Origin of the sequence: Bradyrhizobium guangxiense, from assembly GCF_004114915.1 — a bacterium.
GTDB classification, from domain to species: Bacteria; Pseudomonadota; Alphaproteobacteria; order Rhizobiales; family Xanthobacteraceae; genus Bradyrhizobium; species Bradyrhizobium guangxiense.
Genome location: NZ_CP022219.1, coordinates 2,152,086 through 2,173,978 on the forward strand (window position 1 = coordinate 2,152,086; position 21,893 = coordinate 2,173,978).

21 protein-coding genes are annotated in these 21,893 nt (G+C 64.6%); 8 read left to right on the top strand and 13 right to left on the bottom strand.

The genetic code is table 11. The annotated features are described in order from the left end of the window. Positions 1-34 precede the first annotated feature (34 nt). From gcl to X268_RS10040, 4 genes are all read left to right on the top strand, one after another. On the top strand, positions 35-1,825 hold the full coding sequence (gene gcl / locus X268_RS10025; RefSeq protein WP_128924789.1) for a glyoxylate carboligase: 1,791 nt from the start codon (positions 35-37) through the stop codon (positions 1,823-1,825). Positions 1,826-1,839: 14 nt separating this feature from the next. Further along, complete coding sequence (hyi, locus tag X268_RS10030) at positions 1,840-2,625, top strand: hydroxypyruvate isomerase (protein ID WP_128924790.1); 786 nt, start codon at positions 1,840-1,842, stop codon at positions 2,623-2,625. 104 nt (positions 2,626-2,729) lie between these two features. After that, complete coding sequence (locus X268_RS10035; RefSeq protein ID WP_128924791.1) at positions 2,730-3,617, top strand: 2-hydroxy-3-oxopropionate reductase; 888 nt, start codon at positions 2,730-2,732, stop codon at positions 3,615-3,617. 114 nt (positions 3,618-3,731) lie between these two features. Next, entirely contained in the window at positions 3,732-4,115 is a 384-nt protein-coding gene (locus X268_RS10040; RefSeq protein WP_128924792.1) for a DUF1236 domain-containing protein, read from the top strand. Positions 4,116-4,160: 45 nt separating this feature from the next. Here X268_RS10040 and X268_RS10045 read toward each other — a convergent pair whose 3' ends face one another. From X268_RS10045 to X268_RS10055, 3 genes are all read right to left on the bottom strand, one after another. Next, positions 4,161-4,538 carry a VanZ family protein gene (locus X268_RS10045; protein WP_128924793.1) on the bottom strand — a complete coding sequence of 126 codons (378 nt, stop codon included), beginning with the start codon at positions 4,536-4,538 and terminating at the stop codon, positions 4,161-4,163. A 77-nt stretch (positions 4,539-4,615) separates the two neighbouring features. Next, positions 4,616-5,206, bottom strand: a complete 591-nt coding sequence (locus X268_RS10050; protein ID WP_128929208.1) for a thiamine pyrophosphate-dependent enzyme — start codon at positions 5,204-5,206, stop codon at positions 4,616-4,618. Positions 5,207-5,220: 14 nt separating this feature from the next. Beyond that, entirely contained in the window at positions 5,221-5,781 is a 561-nt protein-coding gene (locus tag X268_RS10055; RefSeq protein ID WP_164937640.1) for a thiamine pyrophosphate-binding protein, read from the bottom strand. A gap of 243 nt (positions 5,782-6,024) precedes the next feature. Between X268_RS10055 and X268_RS10060 the strand changes: the two genes are divergently transcribed. Next, positions 6,025-7,074, top strand: coding sequence for a hydroxyacid dehydrogenase (locus X268_RS10060; protein WP_128924795.1), 1,050 nt, complete (start codon positions 6,025-6,027; stop codon positions 7,072-7,074). Positions 7,075-7,191: 117 nt separating this feature from the next. Continuing rightward, the gene (locus tag X268_RS10065) at positions 7,192-7,644 is read left to right on the top strand and encodes a flagellar basal body rod protein FlgC (RefSeq protein WP_128924796.1); all 453 of its coding nucleotides are present in this window, start codon (positions 7,192-7,194) and stop codon (positions 7,642-7,644) included. A 53-nt stretch (positions 7,645-7,697) separates the two neighbouring features. Here the strand turns inward: X268_RS10065 and X268_RS10070 are convergent, their stop codons facing one another. Then, entirely contained in the window at positions 7,698-8,639 is a 942-nt protein-coding gene (locus X268_RS10070; RefSeq protein ID WP_128924797.1) for an ornithine cyclodeaminase family protein, read from the bottom strand. A 162-nt stretch (positions 8,640-8,801) separates the two neighbouring features. Here X268_RS10070 and X268_RS39325 point away from each other — a divergent pair, with 162 nt between their 5' ends. Further along, the gene (locus X268_RS39325; RefSeq protein ID WP_164937641.1) at positions 8,802-9,014 is read left to right on the top strand and encodes a hypothetical protein; all 213 of its coding nucleotides are present in this window, start codon (positions 8,802-8,804) and stop codon (positions 9,012-9,014) included. Positions 9,015-9,016: 2 nt separating this feature from the next. Here X268_RS39325 and X268_RS10080 read toward each other — a convergent pair whose 3' ends face one another. The 6 genes from X268_RS10080 to X268_RS10105 form a co-directional block, all read right to left on the bottom strand. Further along, complete coding sequence (locus tag X268_RS10080; protein WP_164937642.1) at positions 9,017-9,595, bottom strand: GNAT family N-acetyltransferase; 579 nt, start codon at positions 9,593-9,595, stop codon at positions 9,017-9,019. 6 nt (positions 9,596-9,601) lie between these two features. Continuing rightward, on the bottom strand, positions 9,602-11,959 hold the full coding sequence (locus tag X268_RS10085) for an Orn/Lys/Arg family decarboxylase (protein WP_128924800.1): 2,358 nt from the start codon (positions 11,957-11,959) through the stop codon (positions 9,602-9,604). A gap of 95 nt (positions 11,960-12,054) precedes the next feature. Beyond that, a complete protein-coding gene (locus X268_RS10090) occupies positions 12,055-14,256 on the bottom strand; it encodes a xanthine dehydrogenase family protein molybdopterin-binding subunit (RefSeq protein ID WP_128924801.1) in 2,202 nt (733 codons plus the stop codon). 7 nt (positions 14,257-14,263) lie between these two features. Beyond that, on the bottom strand, positions 14,264-15,280 hold the full coding sequence (locus X268_RS10095) for an FAD binding domain-containing protein (RefSeq protein WP_128924802.1): 1,017 nt from the start codon (positions 15,278-15,280) through the stop codon (positions 14,264-14,266). Continuing rightward, positions 15,277-15,762, bottom strand: a complete 486-nt coding sequence (locus X268_RS10100; protein WP_128924803.1) for a (2Fe-2S)-binding protein — start codon at positions 15,760-15,762, stop codon at positions 15,277-15,279. The genes X268_RS10095 and X268_RS10100 overlap by 4 nt, the downstream gene beginning before the upstream one ends. A 141-nt stretch (positions 15,763-15,903) precedes the next feature. After that, positions 15,904-16,383 carry an Lrp/AsnC family transcriptional regulator gene (locus X268_RS10105; RefSeq protein ID WP_164937643.1) on the bottom strand — a complete coding sequence of 160 codons (480 nt, stop codon included), beginning with the start codon at positions 16,381-16,383 and terminating at the stop codon, positions 15,904-15,906. Positions 16,384-16,526: 143 nt separating this feature from the next. Between X268_RS10105 and ald the strand changes: the two genes are divergently transcribed. Further along, positions 16,527-17,642: an alanine dehydrogenase gene (gene ald, locus X268_RS10110; RefSeq protein ID WP_128924805.1), complete on the top strand. Its 1,116-nt coding sequence runs from the start codon at positions 16,527-16,529 to the stop codon at positions 17,640-17,642. A gap of 205 nt (positions 17,643-17,847) precedes the next feature. On the opposite strand, the gene X268_RS10115 is transcribed toward ald, so the two are convergent. Genes X268_RS10115 through X268_RS10125 form a run of 3 tightly spaced genes read right to left on the bottom strand, consistent with a single transcriptional unit; the run spans position 17,848 to position 21,892 of the window. Further along, positions 17,848-19,758, bottom strand: a complete 1,911-nt coding sequence (locus X268_RS10115) for a flavin-containing monooxygenase (protein WP_128924806.1) — start codon at positions 19,756-19,758, stop codon at positions 17,848-17,850. Further along, on the bottom strand, positions 19,755-20,402 hold the full coding sequence (locus X268_RS10120) for a TetR/AcrR family transcriptional regulator (RefSeq protein WP_128924807.1): 648 nt from the start codon (positions 20,400-20,402) through the stop codon (positions 19,755-19,757). Before X268_RS10120 ends, X268_RS10115 begins: the two co-directional genes overlap by 4 nt. Then, positions 20,399-21,892, bottom strand: coding sequence for an AMP-binding protein (locus X268_RS10125; RefSeq protein ID WP_128929209.1), 1,494 nt, complete (start codon positions 21,890-21,892; stop codon positions 20,399-20,401). Before X268_RS10125 ends, X268_RS10120 begins: the two co-directional genes overlap by 4 nt. Position 21,893: the final 1 nt, after the last annotated feature.

Sequence of the window (21,893 nt, forward strand, 5' to 3'; positions counted from 1 at the left end):
CTCGCTCGCTGACTTGAACCAAGCGAGGTCCGATATGGCGAAGATGCGAGCCGTCGATGCAGCCGTGCGTATCCTGGAGAAGGAAGGCATCTCGGCTGCCTTCGGCGTTCCCGGTGCTGCGATCAATCCGCTTTACTCGGCGCTGAAGAAGCGCGGCTCGATCCGCCACATCTTGGCGCGGCATGTCGAGGGTGCCTCGCATATGGCCGAGGGCTATACGCGCGCCAAGGCCGGCAATATCGGGGTCTGCATCGGAACCTCTGGGCCGGCCGGCACCGACATGATCACCGGGCTTTACTCCGCGATCGCCGATTCCATCCCGATCCTCTGCATCACCGGCCAGGCACCGCGGGCGCGGCTCTACAAGGAGGATTTCCAGGCCGTTGACATTGAGTCGATCGCAAAGCCTGTGACCAAATGGGCGGTGACAGTGCGCGAGCCGGCATTGGTGCCGCGCGTGTTCAGCCAGGCCTTTCACATCATGCGCTCAGGACGGCCGGGGCCGGTGCTGATCGACATGCCGCTCGACGTGCAGCTCGCCGAGATCGAGTTCGACGACGAGACCTACGAGCCGCTGCCGGTCTACAAGCCCGCAGCGACCCGCAAGCAGGTCGAGAAGGCGCTGGAGATGCTCAACGCCGCCGAGCGTCCGCTGATCGTCGCGGGCGGCGGCATCATCAATGCCGACGCTTCGGACCTCCTGGTCGAATTTGCCGAGATCGCCAATGTGCCTGTGGTACCGACCCTGATGGGATGGGGCGCGATCCCGGACGACCACGTGCTGATGGCCGGCATGGTCGGTCTTCAGACCAGCCACCGCTACGGCAATGCCACCATGCTGGAATCCGACTTCGTGCTCGGCATCGGCAATCGCTGGGCCAACCGCCACACCGGCTCGGTCGAGACCTACACCAAGGGCCGCACCTTCGTGCATGTCGATATCGAGCCGACGCAGATCGGGCGCGTGTTCAATCCCGATCTCGGCATCGTCTCGGACGCCAAGGCCGCGCTCGAGCTGTTCGTCACCGTCGCCAGGGAGTGGCGGCGGTCAGGCAGGCTCCGCGAGCGCCAGGCGTGGCCCGCGGCCTGCCGCGATCGCAAGAAGACCATGCTGCGCAAGAGCCATTTCGACAACGTCCCAATCAAGCCGCAGCGCGTCTATGAGGAGATGACCAAGGCCTTCGGCCGGGACACCTGCTACGTCACCGTGATCGGCCTGTCGCAGATCGCCGGCGCGCAGTTCCTCGGCGTTTACAAGCCGCGCAACTGGATCAATGCCGGGCAGGCGGGGCCGCTCGGCTGGACATTGCCCGCAGCGCTCGGCGTACGTGCCGCATGCCCGGATCGCGACATCGTTGCGCTCTCCGGCGACTACGACTTCCAGTTCCTGATCGAGGAGCTCGCGGTCGGGGCGCAGTTCAATCTGCCCTACATCCACGTCGTCGTGAACAATTCCTATCTCGGTCTGATCCGACAGGCCCAGCGCGGCTTCGACATGGACTATCACGTTCAGCTCTCCTTCGAGAACATCAACGCGCCCGAAATCGGCGTCTACGGCGTCGACCATGTCGCCGTCGCCGAAGGCCTCGGCTGCAAGGCGATCCGCGTCACCGATCCGAAGGACGCTCAAGCGGCGTTCGCGACCGCGCGCGAACTGATGGCCAAGCATCGCGTGCCCGTGGTGGTCGAGTTCATCCTCGAACGCGTCACCAACATCGCGATGGGCACGGAGATCGACAACATCGTCGAGTTCGAGGAGGTGCTGGCCCTGCCGCTCGACGAGGTCGAGCGGGCGCGCCCTGGCGTGCTGCAGCCGGCGGAATAGGGAAGGACCACATCATGCCGAAATTTGCCGCCAACCTCACCATGCTCTTCAACGAAATGCCGTTCCTCGACCGCTTCGCTGCGGCCAAGGCGCCAGGCTTTGTCGGGGTCGAGTATCTCTTCCCCTATGATTTCGACAAGGCGCAGCTGCGCGAGCAGCTCGAGGCGCACGGGTTGACGCAGGTGCTGCACAATCTGCCGGCCGGAAACTGGGCGGGTGGCGAGCGCGGCATCGCGATCCTGCCCGATCGCACCGCCGAATTCCGCGACGGTGTGTTCCGCGCCATCGACTATGCCAAGGCGCTCGATTGCGAGCAGCTCAACTGCCTCGTCGGCATCGCGCCCGTCGATGCCGACCCGCGCGAGCTTCAGGAGACGCTGGTCGGAAACTTGCGCTTTGCCGCTTCGACGCTGGCACGGGAGAACATCAGGCTGCTGGTCGAGCCGATCAACACGCTCGACATTCCCGGCTTCTTCCTCAACGGCACCGAGCAGGCGGTGCAGCTGATCTCGGAGGTGCGCTCGAACAACCTCTTCATCCAATACGACATCTATCACATGCAGATCATGGAGGGCGATCTCGCCCGCACGATGCAGGAATATCTGCCCCAGATTGCCCATATCCAGCTCGCCGACAATCCCGGCCGTCACGAGCCCGGCACCGGCGAGATCAACTATCCCTTCTTGTTCCGCCACCTCGACGCGATCGGCTATCGCGGCTGGGTCGGATGCGAATACAAGCCGCGCACCACGACGCTGGAAGGGCTGGCCTGGCACGCGGCGCAGACATTCGAGACGTAGGGGATACCGAACGCAGTGACAGTGCGCTCCCTCTCCCGCGTGCGGGAGAGGGGCACCGGGCGTGCGGATGAAATCTTGCCAATGCAACTGAGGGAAACGCAGACATGATCGACATCGGCTTCATCGGGCTTGGCACCATGGGACGGCCGATGGCCGGCCATCTCCTAGCGGCGGGGCACCATGTTCTGCTGCATGACGTCGCGCCGGTTGCGCCGGAGCTGATCGCGGCGGGCGGCATTCCCTGCAAGTCCGGCAAGCAGGTCGCGGAGGAGGCCGATGCGGTCATCATCATGGTCCCGGACACGCCGCATGTGGAGGCCGTACTGTTCGGCGAGGACGGGGTGGCCAGCGGCATCTCGAACGGCAAGATCGTCGTCGACATGAGCTCGATCTCGCCGCTGGCGACGAAGCAGTTTGCGAAGAAGATCGAGGCGCTCGGGGCGGACTATCTCGACGCGCCGGTCTCGGGTGGGGAGGTCGGGGCGAAAGCCGCGAGCCTCACCATCATGGTCGGCGGGCCGGAGCGGGCTTTTGGGACCATGAAGCCGGTCTTCGACAAGATGGGCAAGAACGTCACGCATGTCGGCGCCAATGGCGACGGCCAGACTACGAAGGTCGCCAACCAGATCATCGTCGCGCTAACCATCGAAGCTGTGAGCGAGGCGCTGCTGTTTGCATCGAAAGCCGGCGCAAACCCTGCGCTGGTGCGCAAGGCGCTGATGGGCGGGTTTGCTTCCTCGCGCATCCTCGAAGTGCATGGTGAGCGCATGGTGAAACGCAATTTCGATCCCGGCTTCCGCATCGAGCTGCACCAGAAGGATCTCAATCTCGCGCTCGAAGGCGCGCGCTCGCTCGGTCTCTCGCTGCCGAGTACGGCGGTGGCGCAGCAATTGTTCTCGGCCTGCACCGCCCATGGCGGCGAGGGCTGGGATCATTCGGCGATGGTGCGAGCGTTGGAACTGATGGCCGGCCACGAGATCGCCGCAGCCTGAACTGTTACGCCGTAACACTCTCCAGCTTTGGTGCGTTCTTCGGCACGCGGGAACCGGAACAATGATCCGGCCCCGCGGTTGAAGGCGCAGGACAATCACTGGAGACAAAACAACATGAAGACCCGTCTTGCGATTTCGTTGGCTGCCGCGTCGCTGCTGGCGTCGAGTGCAGCCTTTGCTCAGTCGACGACCGCCCAGGGCGCAGCGGATGGCGCGCGTGCGGGTGGCGATATCGGCGGTCCGATCGGCGCGATGGTCGGCGGCACCGTCGGTGCGGCCGTCGGCGCCGGTCTGGAAATTCCGAATGCCGTATTGGGCGGAATTCCGCGCGATGATTCAGTGGTCATCCACGAGCGCGTCGTCGTCGGCGAGCCGCTGCCGCCGACCGTGGTGCTGCGCCCCGTGCCGAACTACACCGAGTACCGCTATGCAGTCGTGAACGACCGCCGCGTGATCGTCGAGCCGCGCACGCGTCGCGTCGTCAAGATCATCGACTGACCCCTCGGCAATCCCAGGCGTTGAGAAGATGGGCCCTGCGGAGTGTCACTCCGCGGGGCCTTCGCTCGTCAGGGCGGGCCCAGGGCGAAAGCGCGTGAGCAACCAGTCGGCCGCGGCCGCGAGCGCAAAGCCGATGCAGGCGGTGAGCGCGTCGACCAGAAAATCCTCCAGCCGGGCGTGGCGTCCGGGCGCCCAAAACTGCATCAGCTCGAGCACACCGATCAGGACGATCGCGGCCGCCGCGATCAGCAGGCGCCGGCGCGGATAGGCGAGGCCGAAGGTCAGCCCCACCAGGATGAATGCGAGCGCGTGTTCGCCGTTCCGGCCGAGGTTGGAATGGGGCCGCAGGCCGGGGGGACCGAGGGTGGCGAACGTAACGGCGGCTGCGAGCAGCCAGGCAATGGATCGAACCAAAATGGACATTCGGCCCGCTTAGCACAGATTTGCAGCCAGCCGGCACCATCGTCCCATCAGATCGCCGTGTAGTTAATGACGAAGCGTTAAAGAGGCTCCCGCACGCCGAGCCCGTGCATGAAGCGCTCGCGGATCTGCACGGGATCTCGCCTTGTGGTCCCGACGCCGGGCTTGTCGTCGATCCGGACCGCGATCAGGCTGGGCTCGGTAGCGGACATCGCGGCGTCGACCAGACGCTCGAAATCCTCCTCGTCTGCGGCCCAGGCGCTGTTGGCGAGGCCGGAGCCGATGGCGATGGCAACGATGTCCGCGACGCTCGCCGCGGGGGTCGGCTGTGCGCCAGTGATCTGGTAGATGCCGTTGTCCATCACGACCATGACGAGGTTTTTCGGCTTCAACGCCGCAATGGTCGAGAGTGCGCCGAGCTGCATCAGCAGCGAGCCGTCGCCTTCGAGCGCGAAGACGCGGCGGTCGGGCTGCGCCAGCGCGACGCCGAGCGCAATCGGGAAGGCGAGACCCATGCTGCCCAGCATGTAGAAATTCTGCGGCCGGTGTCCGGCGGCCCAGAGGTCGAAATTGGTGTTGCCGATGCCGCCAATCACGGCCTCCTCGTGCTTCAGCTTTCCGATCAAGCGCGAGGTCAGGTCGAAGCGGTTCATCACCTTGGTGTTGCGCATAGTCACGGCCGACCTCACTTGTCGAACGTCTTGCCGCCGGTGAGCAGCGGGTTGAGGATCAGCGCCACCGGCGCCTGCGTGGTGACGGCCTGCTTGATCGAGCGGTCGGTGATGAATTCGAGCTCGTCGAGCCGGGTGATGGTGTGGTGCTCGAGCGCCAGCGAATCCAGCACCGGGCGCATGGTGCGGCAGACCAGCGACTGGCCGTAATTGAATTCGCCGAGCGTGCCGCGTTCGGAGACGAACATGATCAGAGGGATCTGGTAGGGCACCGCGAGCGAGGCGAGCACGTTGGCGAGCGTGGCAAAGCCGGAGGTCTGCATCAGCACCGCGCCTCGCCGGCCGCCCATCCAGGCGCCCGAGACGATGCCGACCGCCTCCTCTTCGCGCGCCGTGGCGAAAGTGGTGAAGAAGGGATCGGCGTGTAGGTTTTTGATCAGCGGGGTCAGCACGCGGTCGGGCACGTAAGGGACGAGGCTGATCTCGTTCCGTTTCAGGCTTTGCAGGACGATGCTGTGCCAGCTCCTGTCGCTGGATCCAGGTGGCGCCTGAGTCTGCTGTTCCGCAATCGCCATTGCGTTCTCCCTCGAGCCGCGCATGCTTCTTGGTTGTGGCCGTCGCGGCGGTCTGCCGAACTTGACGCAGGCAGCGGGATTGTCAACATGTCCGGGCCGGCACCGTGATCTGCGCCAGACGGCCTGCCGTGGCCGGCGCCGCCATGGCATAAGCGGCTATAACCAGAAGACGGGAGGGGGCACGGACGGGCGCGCATCGCGCTGACCTTGCGGATCTCCCACGAGAGAGCCGGAAGGGTCCTGATGTCCGTCAACAACAAGCGCGTCTTCTACGTCAAATACCTGGCCAATCCGATCTATGTCGATATTCTCAAGGCGCGGCCCGATGTCCGGCTCGACCGCATCGAGAACGAGAGTCCCGAAGATTTCTACGCGCCGATCCTGAGGGCGGCGCATGTCTACCAGATCGGCGCGGCCCGGGACGAACTCGCCCCCCATTTCCATGTCGATGGCGCCTTCCTGAAGCGCACGCCGAACCTGGTGCTTGTCTCCAGCAACGGTGCGGGCTTCGACCCTGTCGATGTCGAGGCCTGCACGGCTGCGGGGGTGCTGGTCGTCAATCAGTCGGGGGGCAATGCCCATTCGGTTGCCGAGCACGCGCTGGCGATGATGCTAACGCTGTCCAAACGCATCATCCAGTCGGATCGGCGCCTGCGTCGCGAGCGCGACGTCAACCGCAACGAGCTGGTCGGCAACGAGGTCGAGCACAAGACCGTCGGCATCATCGGCCTCGGCAATGTGGGCCGCCGCATCGCCGCGCTGTGCAAGGGCCTGCTCGGCATGAAGGTGCTGGCCTACGACCCCTATCTGTCGGCCGAGGTGATGGCCGAGCGGGGCGGCGAGAAAGTCGAGCTCGACGAGCTGTTGCGGCGCGCCGATTTCGTCTCGATCTCCTGCCCACTCGACAAGGGCAGCCGCAACATGATCAGCACGCGCGAGTTCGCCCTGATGCAGCCGCACGCCTACTTCATCACCACGGCGCGCGGCTTCATTCACGACGAGGATGCGCTGCTGCAGGCGCTGCGCGACAAGCGCATCGCCGGTGCCGGCCTCGACGTCTGGTCCAAGGAGCCCCCGCCGCCGGAGCATCCGTTGCTGCAGTTCGACAACGTGCTGGCAAGCCCGCATACCGCGGGGGTGACGATCGAGGCGCGTCAGAACATGGGCCGGATCGCGGCCGAGCAGGTGCTGGACACGCTCGACGGCAAGCGTCCTCCGCGCATCATCAATCCCGAGGTCTGGCCGCGCTATGCGGAGCGTTTCAAGCAGGCGTTCGGCGTGATGCCGGGGTAGGGGGCCGCGCAATCTGATTGCCCTCCCATCACTGGTTACCACGACGGAAAGGCAAAGCGCCGCATCTTATCGACCGGGTAAGTGAACGCGTATCACTTGTCCGGTAATTGAAAGTCCATGAGCATATTCTCGATTGCGACATCCGGACTTTCCGCGGCGAGCTTGCGCGCGAACGTTGCCGCGAGCAACATTGCCAATGTCCGTACGACGGGCCCGCTGCCCGCATCAGGCGCGTCGTCGGGCACGTCGGCCGTTACAGGCAGTTCGAGCATTGCTCCGACGTTTCCTGCGGCCTACGTGCCGTTGCGCGTCGATCAGGTCGATCAATCCAGCGGCTCGGCGCCGGGCGGCACGACCGCGACCGTGTCGACGGTTTCGCCGAGCTATACCGCGCAATCCGACCCAAGTGCCCCGTTTGCAAACCAGGATGGCCTGGTCGCAGCCCCGAATGTCGATATCGCGGGCGAGTTCGTTCAACTGGCGGCCGCCAAGTACAGCTTCATTGCCAATGCGAAGGTCATTCAGGCCTACGCGGAAACGACAGAGTCGCTCCTCGACATCAAGGCCTGACGGCTGAATTCGGCCTTGCCTTCGCCAGCCTCCTGCTCGCCTGCTCCGGTCGTCTACCCAAGTTTTGCGCCGAGCTGTTGGAACACGGCCTCGCAGGTCATGAGGTCGAGATGACCGCCGCCGGCATTCTTGAAGAAGGTAATGTCGGACGGTGAGACGCGTCCCTGCACACGGCCGCCGGCGAGATCGTAGAGATCGCCCAGCACGTCCGCCCCGCTGATCGCACCGCTTGCGATCGGTTGCAGGATGTCGCCGACGCCGTGGAAGGCGGATTCCCTGCGGTCCACGAACACGCGCGACATCCTTGCTGCCTCGTCATCGGCTTCACGGGTTTGCGGCGTGTAGCCACCGACGAGATCCAGATGCGCGCCCGGCCGCAAATTGCGGCCCTTGATCAGCGCCTGATGCGATCTCGTGCAGGTGGTGATGACATCAGCCTCGCGCGTCGCGGCGTCGAGATCCCAGGTCGTTTCCGCCTTCACGCCGCCTTCCGCCAACCGCCTGGCGAGGTCGGAAGCCCGCTCCGGGCTTCGATTCCAGATCAGGACGCGCTCGAGCGACGGTCTCACCGTCCGATGCCCCCGGATCAGCCATTCGGACATCTCACCGGCACCGACGCAAAGCAGCGTCTCGGGGGCGGGCGCGGCGAGCAATTTCGTGCCGAGTGCGGAATCGGCGGCCGTGCGCCAGTGCGTGATCTCGGTCCCGTCCATCGCCGCAAGCGGCCGTCCGTTGGTGCCGTCGAACAGTACGCACACGGCCTGCACCGCCGGCATCTTGCCCTCTGCCAGATTGCTGGGGAAGCTGGTGAACATCTTGCTCGCCATGTAACGGCCGGGATCGACGGCGCTGCGGATGACGTATTGTCCCTTCTCATCGCCCAGGAAGGCGTCCAGCACCTCCATCTTCGGCCGGCGATGCGCCGCTTCCAGCGCCGCAATGAGGATCGGAAACGTCAGAACTCTCGTGACTTCGGTATCGGAGACAAAGTGCAAGGCAAGATCCTCATGGGCGACCGGCATTTGCCCATAAACCCGGGCGGCGGGTTCCGCAACGGATCTTCCGTCAGGGCTGCCCGGCCTTGATCCGCGTCAAAATCTCCTTCCCCCGCCCGGCCTAAATGGGACTAAGGTGCTGCGATGGCAGCAGGAGGTCCCATGGCTACTTATGTCGTCAGGTTCATGAAGAACGTGCTCGGCGAGTACGGCCGACAGTGCGAGGTCTGCCAGGGCACGCTCGAGATCGATGCCGCCGACGAGGAGGAGGCCACGGAGCGGGCGAAAGCGAAGTTCTGCAAGGACCAGGCGTTGCATCACTGGTCGTTGCATGCCGACCGCATCCATGTGAAGCCGGCCGACTTTCCGTCGTAGGGCTAACGCCCGGGCGCCGTGACTGGCGGGGGCGCCGTCGTTCCCGCGCCGAGCGAGCGCTGCACCATGACCGTGTCGGACCAGCGGCCGTGGCGATAGGCGACGCCGCAGAGCAGGCCGGCGCGCGCGAAGCCAAATTTTTCGTGCAGCGCCAGCGAGGAGGCGTTGTCGGCGTCGATATAGCCGATCATCTGGCGAAAGCCCGCCGCCGCACAAGCATCGACCAATTCCTGCAGCAGCAGCCGTCCAACCCCGCGGCCGAGCTGCGCGTGGTGGACGTAGATCGAATGCTTGGCCGTGTAGCGATAGGCCGGCCGCTTGCGAAACAGGACGGCGTAGGCATAGCCGACCACCTCGCCGCGAAAGGTCGCGACCAGATGGGGAAGGCGGGTCTGCTTCAGGTTCTTGCGCCGGTCGCGGAGATCGTCCGGCTCGGGGGCGCCGGTTCCCTCGACATCGCGCGGCACGCCATTGCGGACGTGATGGCGGTAGATCGCCAGCATCGCCTCGACATCGCTCTCGCGTGAGGTGCGGACCAGGACGGGTTCGTCATCTGGACGTACAATTGCGGTGTCGTTCATTCGCACCTACTCGGCCACGACGTACGTATAGAGCCCGATACGCCCGTGGGCGTCGATCTCCTTGTAGACGCCCTGGATCTCAACGTCGAAGCCCGGGAATGTGTTGAAGCAGGTCTCGAACATCTTGAGATAATCGATCATAGGCCTGGCTTGTTGGTTAAGCCTTTCGCCCGGAACGATGGTGGCGATGCCGGGCGGATAGACCACGAAGGGCGTGGTGGCGACGCGGCCCGCGATCGCCTCGATCGGCAGATAATCGACATCGTTGCGGAACAGGTACCGCGCGGCGTCACGGGGGGACATCGCGATCTCGGGCATGTGCTCGGGCATGAACTGCCGCGCCTGGAGCGCGCTGACGTCGGCGGCGCGGAAGAAGCGGTGCATCTCGCCGCAGAGATCGCGCAGGCGCACGCCGGCATAGCGCGCTTGCCGCCGCTGGTAGAATTCGGGAATGACGTCCTCCAGCAGCGCATTGTCGTCGTGGAGCTTCTTGAAGGCGACGAGCCCGGAGATCAGCGTGCCGGCCTTGCTTGCTTCGACCCCGGGGGTGAGCAGGAAGAGCAGGGAGTTGAGGTCGTTCTTTTCCGGGACGATGCGGTTCTCGCGCAAGTATTGCGCGACCACGGGGGCGGGGATGCCGTGCTCGGCATAGGCGCCGGTGGCACGATCGAAGCCCGGCGTGAGCAGCGTCAGCTTGTTCGGGTCGGTCATGGCAAAGCCCTCGGTGAGGCCGGGGAAGCCATGCCAATTGCCATCGGGGGAAAGCTGCCAGAGCGTGGGATTGGTGGCGAGCTCGTCGGTCGAGAGGGTTTCCCAGGCGACGTTGTGCACCGCGCCGGGGCGGCTGACGTCGGGAATGGCGATACGGTCGGGAACGAAGGGCTCGAAGAACCAGCGCCGATCGGGGGTCTGCTCCTTCTCTTCGAACTCCCGGCGCATCGCGCGGATCTTCTTGCGCAGCTCGATGCCGAGACGGATCGTGTCGTCCCACAAGACTTCGCCGGAGCGGCCCTTCATCATCTGCGCGCCCACATCCAGTGATGCGAAGAGTGGATAGAAGGGAGATGTCGATGCGTGCTGCATGAAGCTTTCGTTGAAGCGGCGGTGCTCGACGCGTCGCTTCTGGCCGCGGATGTGGCGGTCCTTGATGTGAATCTGCGAAGCCTGTGAGAAGCTGGCAAGCTGCTTGTGGGTCGACTGCGTCGCGATGATGCCCGGTGCCTCCGGGGGAAGGTTGGAAAGGCCCATGGCGAAGCGGCCGGCATAGAGCGGATGGAACTTCATGAAGCCGGCCCAGGCCTCGTCGAACAGGATATAGTCGCAGAGATGGCCGATGCGCTTGATGATCATCTCGGCGCTATGGATCGAGCCGTCATAGGTGCACTGCTCGACGACGGCGACGCGGAACGGCCGCCCCTTGCGCCAGGCGTCCCTGTCGCTGACCAGCGGATGGTTGCGGATCGCCTCACGCAGGGCCTTCTCGTCGAGCGCGTCCCAGCGCATCGGGCCGATCAGGCCCCAGGCGTTGCGGATGGTCGGGACGTAGACCGGGATGCCGCCGTTGATCATCAGCGCGCCGTGATGGGCGGCCTTGTGGTTGTTGCGGTCGAACAGCACGAGATCACCGTCGGTGACGAGGGCGCCGAGCGCAACCTTGTTGGAGGTGGAGGTGCCGTTGAGCACGAAATAGGTCTTTTCGGCGCCGAAGATCTGGGCGGCTTCCTTCTGCGCCTTGAGCGCCGGCCCTTCGTGGGTCAGGAGGTCGCCGAGATCGAGCACGGAATTGTCGAGGTCGTCGCGGAACACGGATTCGCCGAGATGCTCGACGAAGACGCGGCCAATCGGGCTGCGGCTGTAGAACGAGCCGCCATTGTGACCGGGACAGGTCCAGAGCTGGTTGCCTTCCTCGGCATAGTCGACCAGCGCGCCGAAGAACGGCGTCTTCAGCGTCTCGGCATATTGCTTGAGACGGCTGATCAAGTTCTTGGCGATGAAGGGCGGGGTTTCCTCTGACAGGAACACGTAGCCGTCGATGAAGTCGAGCACCTCGACCGGGAGGTCCTCGAAGCGCTTGCGTCGGATCAGGAGGATGATCGGGAAGTCGAGGCCCCGGCGCCGCATCAGATTGATCAGCGCCGAGGTCTTGCCCTCCAGGCCCTTCTTGCCCCAGTCCACGACCATGCAGCCGATCGCCGCATCGGTCTGCACCGCGATCTCGGCGTCCTCGAGCCTGCGGGCCCGGACCACCTCGAAGCCGGAGCGCTGGATCTCCTCAATGATCTGGTTGAAGCGGACGCCTTCGAGATCGTCGGCGTCGAACATTGGTGCGGCGAACAGGAAGTTGAAGCGCTTGAAATAGTCCATGGCGTGTCCCGAATGTGCAGGAGATACAGCTCTCTGCACATTCGATGACACCTGGATGACAGGCCCGACTGCCGCAGTAGGGCTGGCCCGCCCCCTTAGGCCAGCAGCTTGTCTAGCGTGATCGGGAAGCGCCGGATGCGCTTGCCGGTCGCATGATGGACAGCGTTCGCGATCGCCGCAGGTACGCCGACGATGCCGATTTCGCCGAGACCCTTGACGCCCAGTCGATTGATGCGGCTGTCGGTTTCGTCGACGAAAATGACGTCAATGTCGTGAATGTCGGCGTTCACGGGAATGTGGTACTCGGCGATGTCAGCGTTCATGATGCGGCCGAAGCGGTGATCCATCATCGTCTCCTCGTGTAGCGCCATACCAATTCCCCAGACCACGCTGCCCATGACTTGGCTGCGGCCCGTCTTGGTGTTCAGGATGCGCCCGGCTGCGATCGCGCTGACGATCCGCGTGACGCGGATGATTCCCAACTGCTCGTCAATCTTTACCTCGGCAAAGACCGCCGAATGCGTGTTGCGGGCATGCGACTTATCCTCCGTGAACTGGTTGAGCTTCTCCTTTTCGATCCGCTCAAGCTTGCTGTAGCGCATGACATCCGCAACCGAGACAGCAGCCCCGCGCCTGTCGTCGCTGGCGATCATGCCGTCTGCCAGGATGACATTGGCGGCGTCGAGGTCAGCGAGCGGCGAGCCGGGCATGGCCTTGGCGAGACGTGCTAGCTCCTGGCGAATGTCTTCGGCCGCTCCCAACACCGCGTGCGCGCTGGATGCCGCCATCCAGGAGCCGCCCTCGACGGGGGCTTGCGGCAAGGTCGAATCGGCGAGCCGCACGCTGATGTTCTCGATCGGAAGCCCGAGGGCATCGGCCGCTACCTGTGCCACGATGGTGTACGTGCCGGTGCCGATGTCGGAGGCGGCGCAGGAGACCTCGGCGTGGCCGTTGGCCGTCAGGACGATGCGGGCGGCGACCGGCATCTGCAGTGCTTCCCAGACCCCAGTCGCCATGCCCCAGCCGACCAGTTCCTTGCCGTCGCGCATGGAGCGCGGCGCTGGACTGCGCCGGCTCCAGCCGAAGGCTTCGGCGCCGCGGGCGTAGCATTCGCGCAACTGCTTGCTGGTGTAAGGGAGGTCCTCGCTCTGGTCGCGATCCGAGTAGCACTTCAGGCGCAGCTCGATCGGATCCAGCTTCAGCGCGACAGCCAATTCGTCCATGGCGCATTCGAGAGCGCAAACGCCCGTTGCCGCACCCGGCGCGCGCATGTCGCAGGGCGTCGAGACGTCGAGGTCGACCAGTCTGTGGGAAAAGTAGCTATTCGGGCTTCTGTAGAGCTGCTCGGCCCACCCCGTGTCATTGCGGGAGAAGTCTTCATAACGTGAGGTCACGGCGATCGCCTCGTGGGCAACGGCATCAAGGGTACCGTCGGACCTTGCCCCCAGCGCGACATGCTCTATCGTCATCGGCCGATAGCCAAGCCCGTACATCTGCTGTCGTGTCAGCACGACGCGGACGGAGCGCTTGAGGGCGAGCGCGGCCATCGTTGCCAGCACCACCTGGTATTGTGGCCGTAGACCGGAGCCGAACGCGCCGCCGACATAGGGCGAAAGCACGCGGATCTGTTCAGGCTTCTTCTCGAAAACGCCGCAGAGGAACTTATGCACGTTCTGAACGCCTTGCGTCTTGTCGTAGACCGTGAGCCTGCCGTCGTCTTCCCAGACGGTCGTCGTCGCATAGAGCTCCATCGGATTGTGATGCTCGGTCGGAATGAGATAGTCCGCTTCGTGCCGGACGGCTGCGGCCGCGAGCGCTGCTTTGGCGTCGCCGCGCGGCTTGTGCGGCTTGTCCATCTCGCTGGCACTGCCGCGTTCGGCCTCCAGATCGGTCGCAAACCCATCCTGCTCGTAGTCGATCCGCACCAGCGTCGCGGCGAACTTCGCGGTTTCCCATTCGTCGGCGACGACGAGAGCAATCGGCTGTCCGTTGAACTTGATCCTGTCGTCATAAAGCGGCCGGAACGGCGACCCCTCCGGGGCCACTTCATCCTTCCAGGCCTCGTCCTTCTCCGCCAGGGGAGGACGGTTGGCATGCGTGAGCACGTTGAGAACGCCGGGAATCTTCAGAGCCTCGCGGGTGTCGAGCCGCACGATACGACCGCGCGGTATGGTGGCTTCGACCACGAACCCATGGACCAGGCCGTTGGCGTTGAATTCGCCGGCGTACTTCGCAGCTCCGGTGACCTTGGCCCGGCCGTCGACGCGCGACGCTGGTGTTCCGACATAGGCGTTCATCGGCCCCTCATGCGATCTTCTTGTGAGCTTGTGACTGCGGCGTGGCACTTGCGGCTTGCATGAGCGTACGCACGATCGCTCGGCGGGCCAGCTCGATCTTGAATCCATTATGAGATCGAGCAGTTGCCCCCTGCAGCAGCAGGTCAGCGGCGCGTCCGAAATGATCCGGTGTCGCCGCCTGGCCGCGCAATGCTGCTTCGGCCTCAGGGCTTCGCCAGGGCTTGTGAGCCACGCCCCCCAGTGCCAGGCGCGCTTCGCTGATCGCGTTGCCCTCCAGTTCGAGCGCGGCTGCGACCGAGACCAGGGCAAAGGCGTAGGACAGCCGATCGCGGAGCTTCAGATAGCTGTAGTTCCGTGCAAAGCCGTGCGGCGCCAGCTCGATTGCCGTAATGATCTCTCCTTTGCCCAGATTCGTGTCGAGATGCGGCGTATCGTCCGGAAGCCGGTGGAAGTCCGTCAGCGCGATGCTGCGCTGACCCGAGGGGCCTGCGACATGCACCCGCGCGCCGAGCGCGGCCAGCGCCACGCTCATGTCGGATGGATTGGTGGCGATGCAGGACTTGCTGGCGCCGAGGATTGCGTGGTTGCGATTGAGGCCATCGATTGCCGAGCAGCTCGTGCCGGGGCTTCGCTTGTTGCAAGGCGTCGTGGTGTCATAGAAGTACGGGCAGCGCGTTCGCTGCATCAGATTGCCGCCGACCGAGGCCATGTTGCGCAGTTGCGCGGAGGCGCCGGCCAGGATCGCGCTGGCGAGGAGCGGATAGCGCTGCTTGATCAAGGGATGGTAGGCGAGGTCTGAATTCGGCACCAAGGCGCCGATGCGCAGACCGCCGTCGGCCGTCTCCTCGATATCGCGGAGCGGCAGGCGCGAGATGTCGATGAGCCGGGAGGGCCGTTCGACATTCTCCTTCATCAGATCGATCAGGTTGGTGCCGCCGGCAATCAGCTTTGCGCCTGGATCGGCGGCAAGCAGGCGAATGGCGTCGGCAACGTCGCTTGCGCGGGAATAATGAAAGTTGTTCATGACCGGCTCATGGCTTGCTCGATCGCTGCCACGATGCTGGGATATGCGCCGCAGCGGCAGAGGTTTCCGCTCATCAGCTCCCGGATCTCGTCGGCATCTCGCGCACGGCCCTCGGCCAACAGGCCCGCGGCAGAGCAGATCTGTCCCGGCGTGCAATAGCCGCACTGAAAGGCATCATGGTCGATGAAGGCTTGTTGCAGGGGATGCAACGTGCCGTCCCTGGCCAGGCCTTCGATCGTCGTGATCTCAGCGCCATCCTTCATGACCGCGAGCGTCAGGCAGGAATTGACCCGTCTTCCATCAACCAGCACGGTGCAGGCGCCGCATTGGCCGTGATCGCAGCCTTTTTTGGTGCCGGTCAACTCCAGGCGGTCTCGCAGCGCATCCAGAAGCGTGGTCCATGGCACGACCTCGAGGGTGCGCCTTTCGCCATTGACGATGAGGTTGATCGGAATGCGTTCGGGGATCGCAATGTCGGCCATCTTTGATTTCCCTGCGAAAAGGCCGAGCTGGGCAGAGATTGGGACGTGACGCGAGACTGCGTTGCCGCCGCTGGCCGATAGCGCCCAACGGATGACGGGTTGCTTGGTTCCTGATCGTTTCTTGCGGTCAGACAGACGAGGTCAGCGCTTCGCCTCGCCGAACACCACCGTCGGCACCGCGCGGTTGACGATCTCGCGCAGGGCAAAACTCGACTGCACGCGTGCGACGCGGGGCAGGCGGGACAGCTCGGTGCGGTGGATGCGCTCGAAATCCTGGATGTCGCGGGCGAGCACGATGAGGATGTAGTCGTCGGTGCCCGACATCAGGAAGCAGCGCACGACGGAGGGGCATTTCACCACCTCGGCTTCGAAGGCCTTGAGCGCCTCGTCGCTCTGGCTCTCCAGCGCGATGCGAACCAGCACGGTGGTGGTGAGGCCGAACTGGGCGAGGTCGAGCGCGGCCTGGTAGGCCTGGATGTAGCCGTCGTCTTCGAGCGCTTTCTGTCGCCGTGCCAGGGCGGTGCTGGACAAGCCGATCTTGTTGGCCAGCTCGGTATGACTGGCGCGCGCATTGGTCGTGAGTTCCGCCAGGATCGCGAGGTCTTTCCGGTCGAGGGCCAAGGTTTCGTTTCCAGCGTGAAAGGGCAGTTCGGCGCCGGAAACCGGCGCGGCCCGGGCGAAACTAGCGGATATTTGCACGAAACCAAACCGCCCCGGTCGCTACGATGAGAAGCGGAATCAATGCGTTGGCGAAGGAGCTCAAGATGCGCGTCGGTGTTCCCAGGGAGATCAAGCTACAGGAATATCGCGTCGGGCTCACCCCGGGGGCCGTCCGTGAATATGTCGCGGCCGGGCATCAGGTGACCGTCGAGACCGGCGCCGGCGGCGGCATCGGCGCGTCCGACGAGGTATATCGGCGGGCGGGGGCGACCATTGCCGAGAACGCCCGCGACATCTTCGCCAAGTCCGACATGATCGTGAAGGTGAAGGAGCCGCAGAAAAGCGAATGGGCTCAGCTTCGCGAAGGCCAGATTCTATTTACTTATCTTCACCTTGCGCCGGATCCGGAGCAGGCCAAGGGCTTGCTTGCCTCGGGCTGCACCGCGATCGCCTATGAAACCGTCACGGACGCGAACGGTCACCTCCCGCTGCTCGCGCCGATGAGCGAAGTCGCCGGCCGCCTCGCCATCGAGGCCGCCGGCGCCGCGCTCAAACGGTCAGCCGGCGGGCGTGGCCTGCTGCTGGGCGGCGTGCCCGGCGTGCAGCCGGCCCGCGTCGTCGTGCTTGGCGGCGGCGTGGTCGGAACGCAGGCGGCCCGCATGGCCGCGGGCCTTGGTGCGGAAGTCACGGTGATCGATCGCTCGCTTCCCCGTCTGCGCCAGCTGGACGATCTCTTTGCCGGACGGGTGCGCACCCGCTTCTCCACGATCGAGTCGGTCGAGGAGGAAGTGTTTGCCGCCGACGTCGTGATCGGCGCGGTGCTGGTGCCGGGCGCCAGCGCACCCAAGCTGGTCACGCGCGCCATGCTGACATCAATGCGGCCCGGCGCGGTACTGGTCGACGTCGCGATCGACCAGGGCGGCTGCTTCGAGACCTCGCATCCGACTACGCATGCCGATCCGACCTACGAGGTGGACGGCGTCGTGCACTATTGCGTCGCCAACATGCCAGGCGCGGTGCCGGTGACGTCGAGCCAGGCACTGAACAACGCGACGCTGCCGTTCGGCCTGATGCTGGCGACCAAGGGCTTTGCCGCGGTGCTGGAAAATCCGCATCTGCGCAATGGGCTGAACGTCCATCGCGGCCGCATCACCAACAAGGCAGTGGCGGAGAGCCTCGGGCTGGAGTTCGCCCCGGTGGAGAGCGGGCTGGCGGCCTGACAAGGCCGTCATTGCGAAGCGGGGCGTTCTTCCTTCTCCCCTTGCGGGAGAAGGTGGCGCGAAGCGCCGGATGAGGAGTTCTATCCACTCGCGCTACTGTTGGTGAGGATAGAACCCCTCCCCCGTCTTCGCTTTGCGAAGCCACTCTCTCCCGCAAGGGGAGAGGGTGCACCGATGTCGTAGTGGCGATCAGCGCCTCAATCTCTTACCCCTTCGTCAGTCTGTATTGCCGCAGATCCGGGTCGTGCGTCATGCGCCAATAATCGACGAAGCGCCAGGGCATCGCCGAGAACACGCGGCCGCTGCGGTTGCGGTAGTAGGTGCTCATGCCCTTGTGGGTCCAGATCATCGCCTCGTGCTCGGCGTCGACCTTCCGGACGTAATCGTCGAGCACGTCCTGGCGGACGTCGATCGCGGTGACGCCTTTCTCGATCATGTCGACCAGGCACGCCGAGATGTAGCGGCTCTGGCATTCGGACTGGAAGATGACGCTGCCGCCATGGGCCGGGCCAGAGTTCGGCCCGAGCATGCAGAAGAAGTTTGGGAAACCGGGCACGGTGAGGCCGAGAAACGCGGTCGGATTGTCGTTGGCCCAGGCCTCGCGCAAATCCTTACCGTCGCGGCCAGTAATGTTGAGACGGGCCGCCATTTCCGTCACCTTGAAGCCGGTCGCGACCACGATGATGTCGGCGGGACGGTGCTTGCCGTCTGCAGTGACGATGCCGGTTTCGTCGAAATGGTCGATCGTGTCGGTGACGAGCTCGACATTGTCCCGCCTCAAGGTCTTGAACCAGTTGTTGTCGAGCAGGATGCGCTTGCCGTAGGGCGGATAGGTCGGCACGCATTTCCCGATCAGGTCGGGTCGGCCCTGCAGCTCCGACAAGATGAAGTCCGTCAGCTCCTGGCGGTGCCGGTCGTTGCCTTTGTTCACCGCGCGCTCCGGATGCGGCCAGGCCGGATCCTTGCGCAGGAACGGCAGCAGGCCGTCGCCGTAGCGCCAGAACATGTTGAAGCGGTACCACTGCACATAGAAGGGCAGGTGCGCCAGCAGCCAGCGCGCGCCCTCGTTGATCGGATCGGCGTAGCCCTTCACCGGCCGCGCCCATTGCGCGCTGCGTTGATGGACCGTGATCGAGGCGACGCGGCCGGCGATCGACGGCACCAGCTGCATCGAGGTCGCACCGGTGCCAATCACCGCGACATGCTTGCCGTCGACGTTGATATCGCCGGACCACAGCGCCGAATGCAGGAGCGTGCCCTTGAAGCTGTCCTCGCCCTTGAAGCGCGCGCGGGAGGGATCGTTGAGCTGACCGATGGCCGAGACCAGCGCGGTGGATTCAAAAGTCTCTTCGCCGTCCCTGGTCTTCAGCGTCGAAATCCAGCGCTTCTTGCCGTCGTCCCAGCGCGACGCCGTCAGCTCGGTGTTGACGCGCAGATGCTTGCGGATGCCGTATTCCTCCGCGACCTTCTGAAGATAGCTGAGCAATTCCTCACGCTGGCAGAAATAGCGCGTCCATGCATTGCCGGAGCCGAACGAGTAGGAATAGGAATGGTTCGGCGTATCGACGCCGCAGCCGGGATAGCGATTGATCCACCAGGTGCCGCCGAGCTCGGCGTTCTTCTCGACGATGGTGTAGGGGATGCCGAGATGGCCGAGCGCCACACCGAGCGCAATGGCGCAGACGCCGGCGCCGACGATCAGCACGTGCTGCTCGGCGAGCTTCTGGTCGGAGGGGCGGCTAGTCCAGCGCGCCTCGCGCGGCACAAAGCCCATCTCCTCGCGCATGAGTGGGGCATATTCCGGCGCGACGTTTTCGCCGAGGCAGGCACGCATCATCTTCAGCAGCAGCTCTTCGCCGGGATCGGTGATGACGGGTTTCGGCGTACCGTTGGAGAATAGCTCGACCACCGCGGCGCGGATTTCGTCCTGGATATGGCGGGGCACGCCGGCCTCGGGATCGGGGATGAGGCGGATGTCGCGCTTGGGCAAGTACGGCGGCGCCAGCCATTTCTCGTCGCCGGTCATGTGCACCAACACCATCAGCAGGCAGCGGATGTCGCCTTCTGCAATGGCCGAGGCAAGGTCAAGCGCCCTGGGCGGAGAGTCGATGTTCATGGCGTGTCCTGGTCTCCGGGCGGATTGAAGAGGCCGCGTGTCATCAGCTTGCGATAGGCGGAAATCACGTGGTCCGGCACCGCCGTGACGCCGCCGGCCGAGTAGGAGTAGCGACGGCTGAGATAGCCGCGCGCGCCCATCAGCATGTGGACGATCGCCTCGAACTCCTCGTCGCTGAAGTCCTCGATGGCGCCGGCGAGGCGCGCACGCCTGAGGATGCGGACATAGGCGACCGAGATGTTGTCGAGATGCTTCTGATAGCCAATCGGCGCAAAGAACTCGGCCTCGTTGAGGATGCGCAGGAACTCGGGCACCTCGCGGATGAAGTCGAAGAAGGCGGAAAAGCGCTCGATCTCCTGCCGCGCCGCGTGCGCATTACCGGTGCGGGCGCGGATGAACTGGACCATGTCGAGGCCGATCTTCGGCAGCAGCTGGTCGAGCAGTTCCTGGCGGTTCTCGAAATGATTGTAGAAGGTGCCTTGCGCGACGCCAGCCTGTTCGGTGATACGGGCGACGGAGGCTTCGGCATAGCCGTGCTTGCCGACGACCTTGGTCGCGGCGTCGAAGATCTTCTGCTTGGTCCAGGCGTTGCGCTCGACGCGGTTGAGCTTTGTGATTTTCGCGGTGGCTGGCCCTTGCGTCATGCCACGGTCTCCAGTTCAGCGCGCAGTACGCGCTTGAGGATCTTTCCTGATGGGTTGCGCGGGAGGCTGTCGCGGATGATTAGCTGTTTCGGCACCTTGAAGCTCGCCAGCCGGGCACGGCAGTGCTCGGTGAGGGCAGGGAGCTCCAGCGCGGCATCTTCCGCCAAGACCACGATGGCGACCGGCCGCTCGCCCCAGCGTGCGTCGCGCAGGCCGATCACCGCGACTTCGCGCACCTCGGACAATTCATAGATGACGCGCTCGACCTCGGAGGAGGCGATGTTCTCGCCGCCGGAGATGATCATGTCCTTCTTGCGGTCGGTGAGGTACAGGAAGCCTTCGTCGTCGAGATAGCCGACGTCGCCGCTGCGAAACCAATCGCCGAAGAAGGCGGACGCCGTCTTCTCTGGGTCATTCCAATAGCCGCGTGTGATCTTGGGTCCGCGCAGGCAGATCTCGCCGTTGACGTGCGGCGGCAAGGTCTTGCCATCCTCGTCGCGGATCTCGATCTCGACATGGGCGATGGCGCGCCCGGTCGAGCCGATCTTCTCGATCTCGCGGCCGGCCTCCATGAAAGTGTCGCCGCCCACCGTTTCGGTGAGGCCGTAAGCATCGATGTAGCGCGCCTTGCGGAAGTATTCGGAGAAGGCGCGGATGCGCACCTCCGGTGTCTTTTCGCCGCCGCCGATCGCCCATTGCAGGCTGGAGACGTCATAACGGTCACGTGCCGGGCAGGTGAGCATCGCGGTGGTCATCACAGGTGCGAACCAGGCGGCGTTGAGCTTGTCCTCGGCGATTGCAGCTAGCGCGGTCTCCGGCTCGAAGCTGCGCTCGATGCGGATGAAACCGCCATGCCAGAGCACGGCGATGCCGGGCAGGTCGAGCGCACCGACGTGATAGAGCGGACCGACGACGAGAAGGCGCGTGCCGGCATTGAGGCCGAGCGCGATGGTCTGATCCGCCGACTTCCAGTAGAAATTATCGTAAGTGAGCGTCACGCCCTTGGGGCGGTCGGTCGTGCCCGAGGTGTACATCAGCCGCATCAGATCGGGGGGCGCGCGGCGATGCATCGGCGCGGGCGGGGCATCGGCTGCAAGATGCGTGGCGCTCTGCTGCGCGGCTTGGTCGAGCACCACAATCGTAGTGCCCGCGGCATTGGCAGCCAATTCCTCATCGACGATCAGAAGCCGCGCGCCGGCATTGCCGACGATGTAGCCGACCTCCTCGCGCGAGAGGCGGAAGTTGATCGGCAGAAACACCGCGCCAAGGTGGCTGGTGGCGAAGACGAGCTCCAGGAAGGCCGCGCTGTTCTTCATGAGCACGGCGAGGACGTCGCCGGCGCCGATGCCCTGCGCGGCGAGCCAGCCCGCCACCATTCGGACCCGTCCATCGAACGCCGCGTAGGAAATCTCCTCGCCGCGATATTTCAGCGCGGGCCGATCCGGCGAGCGCCGGGCATGAAAGGCGATGAAGCTCGAAAGATTGGTCATT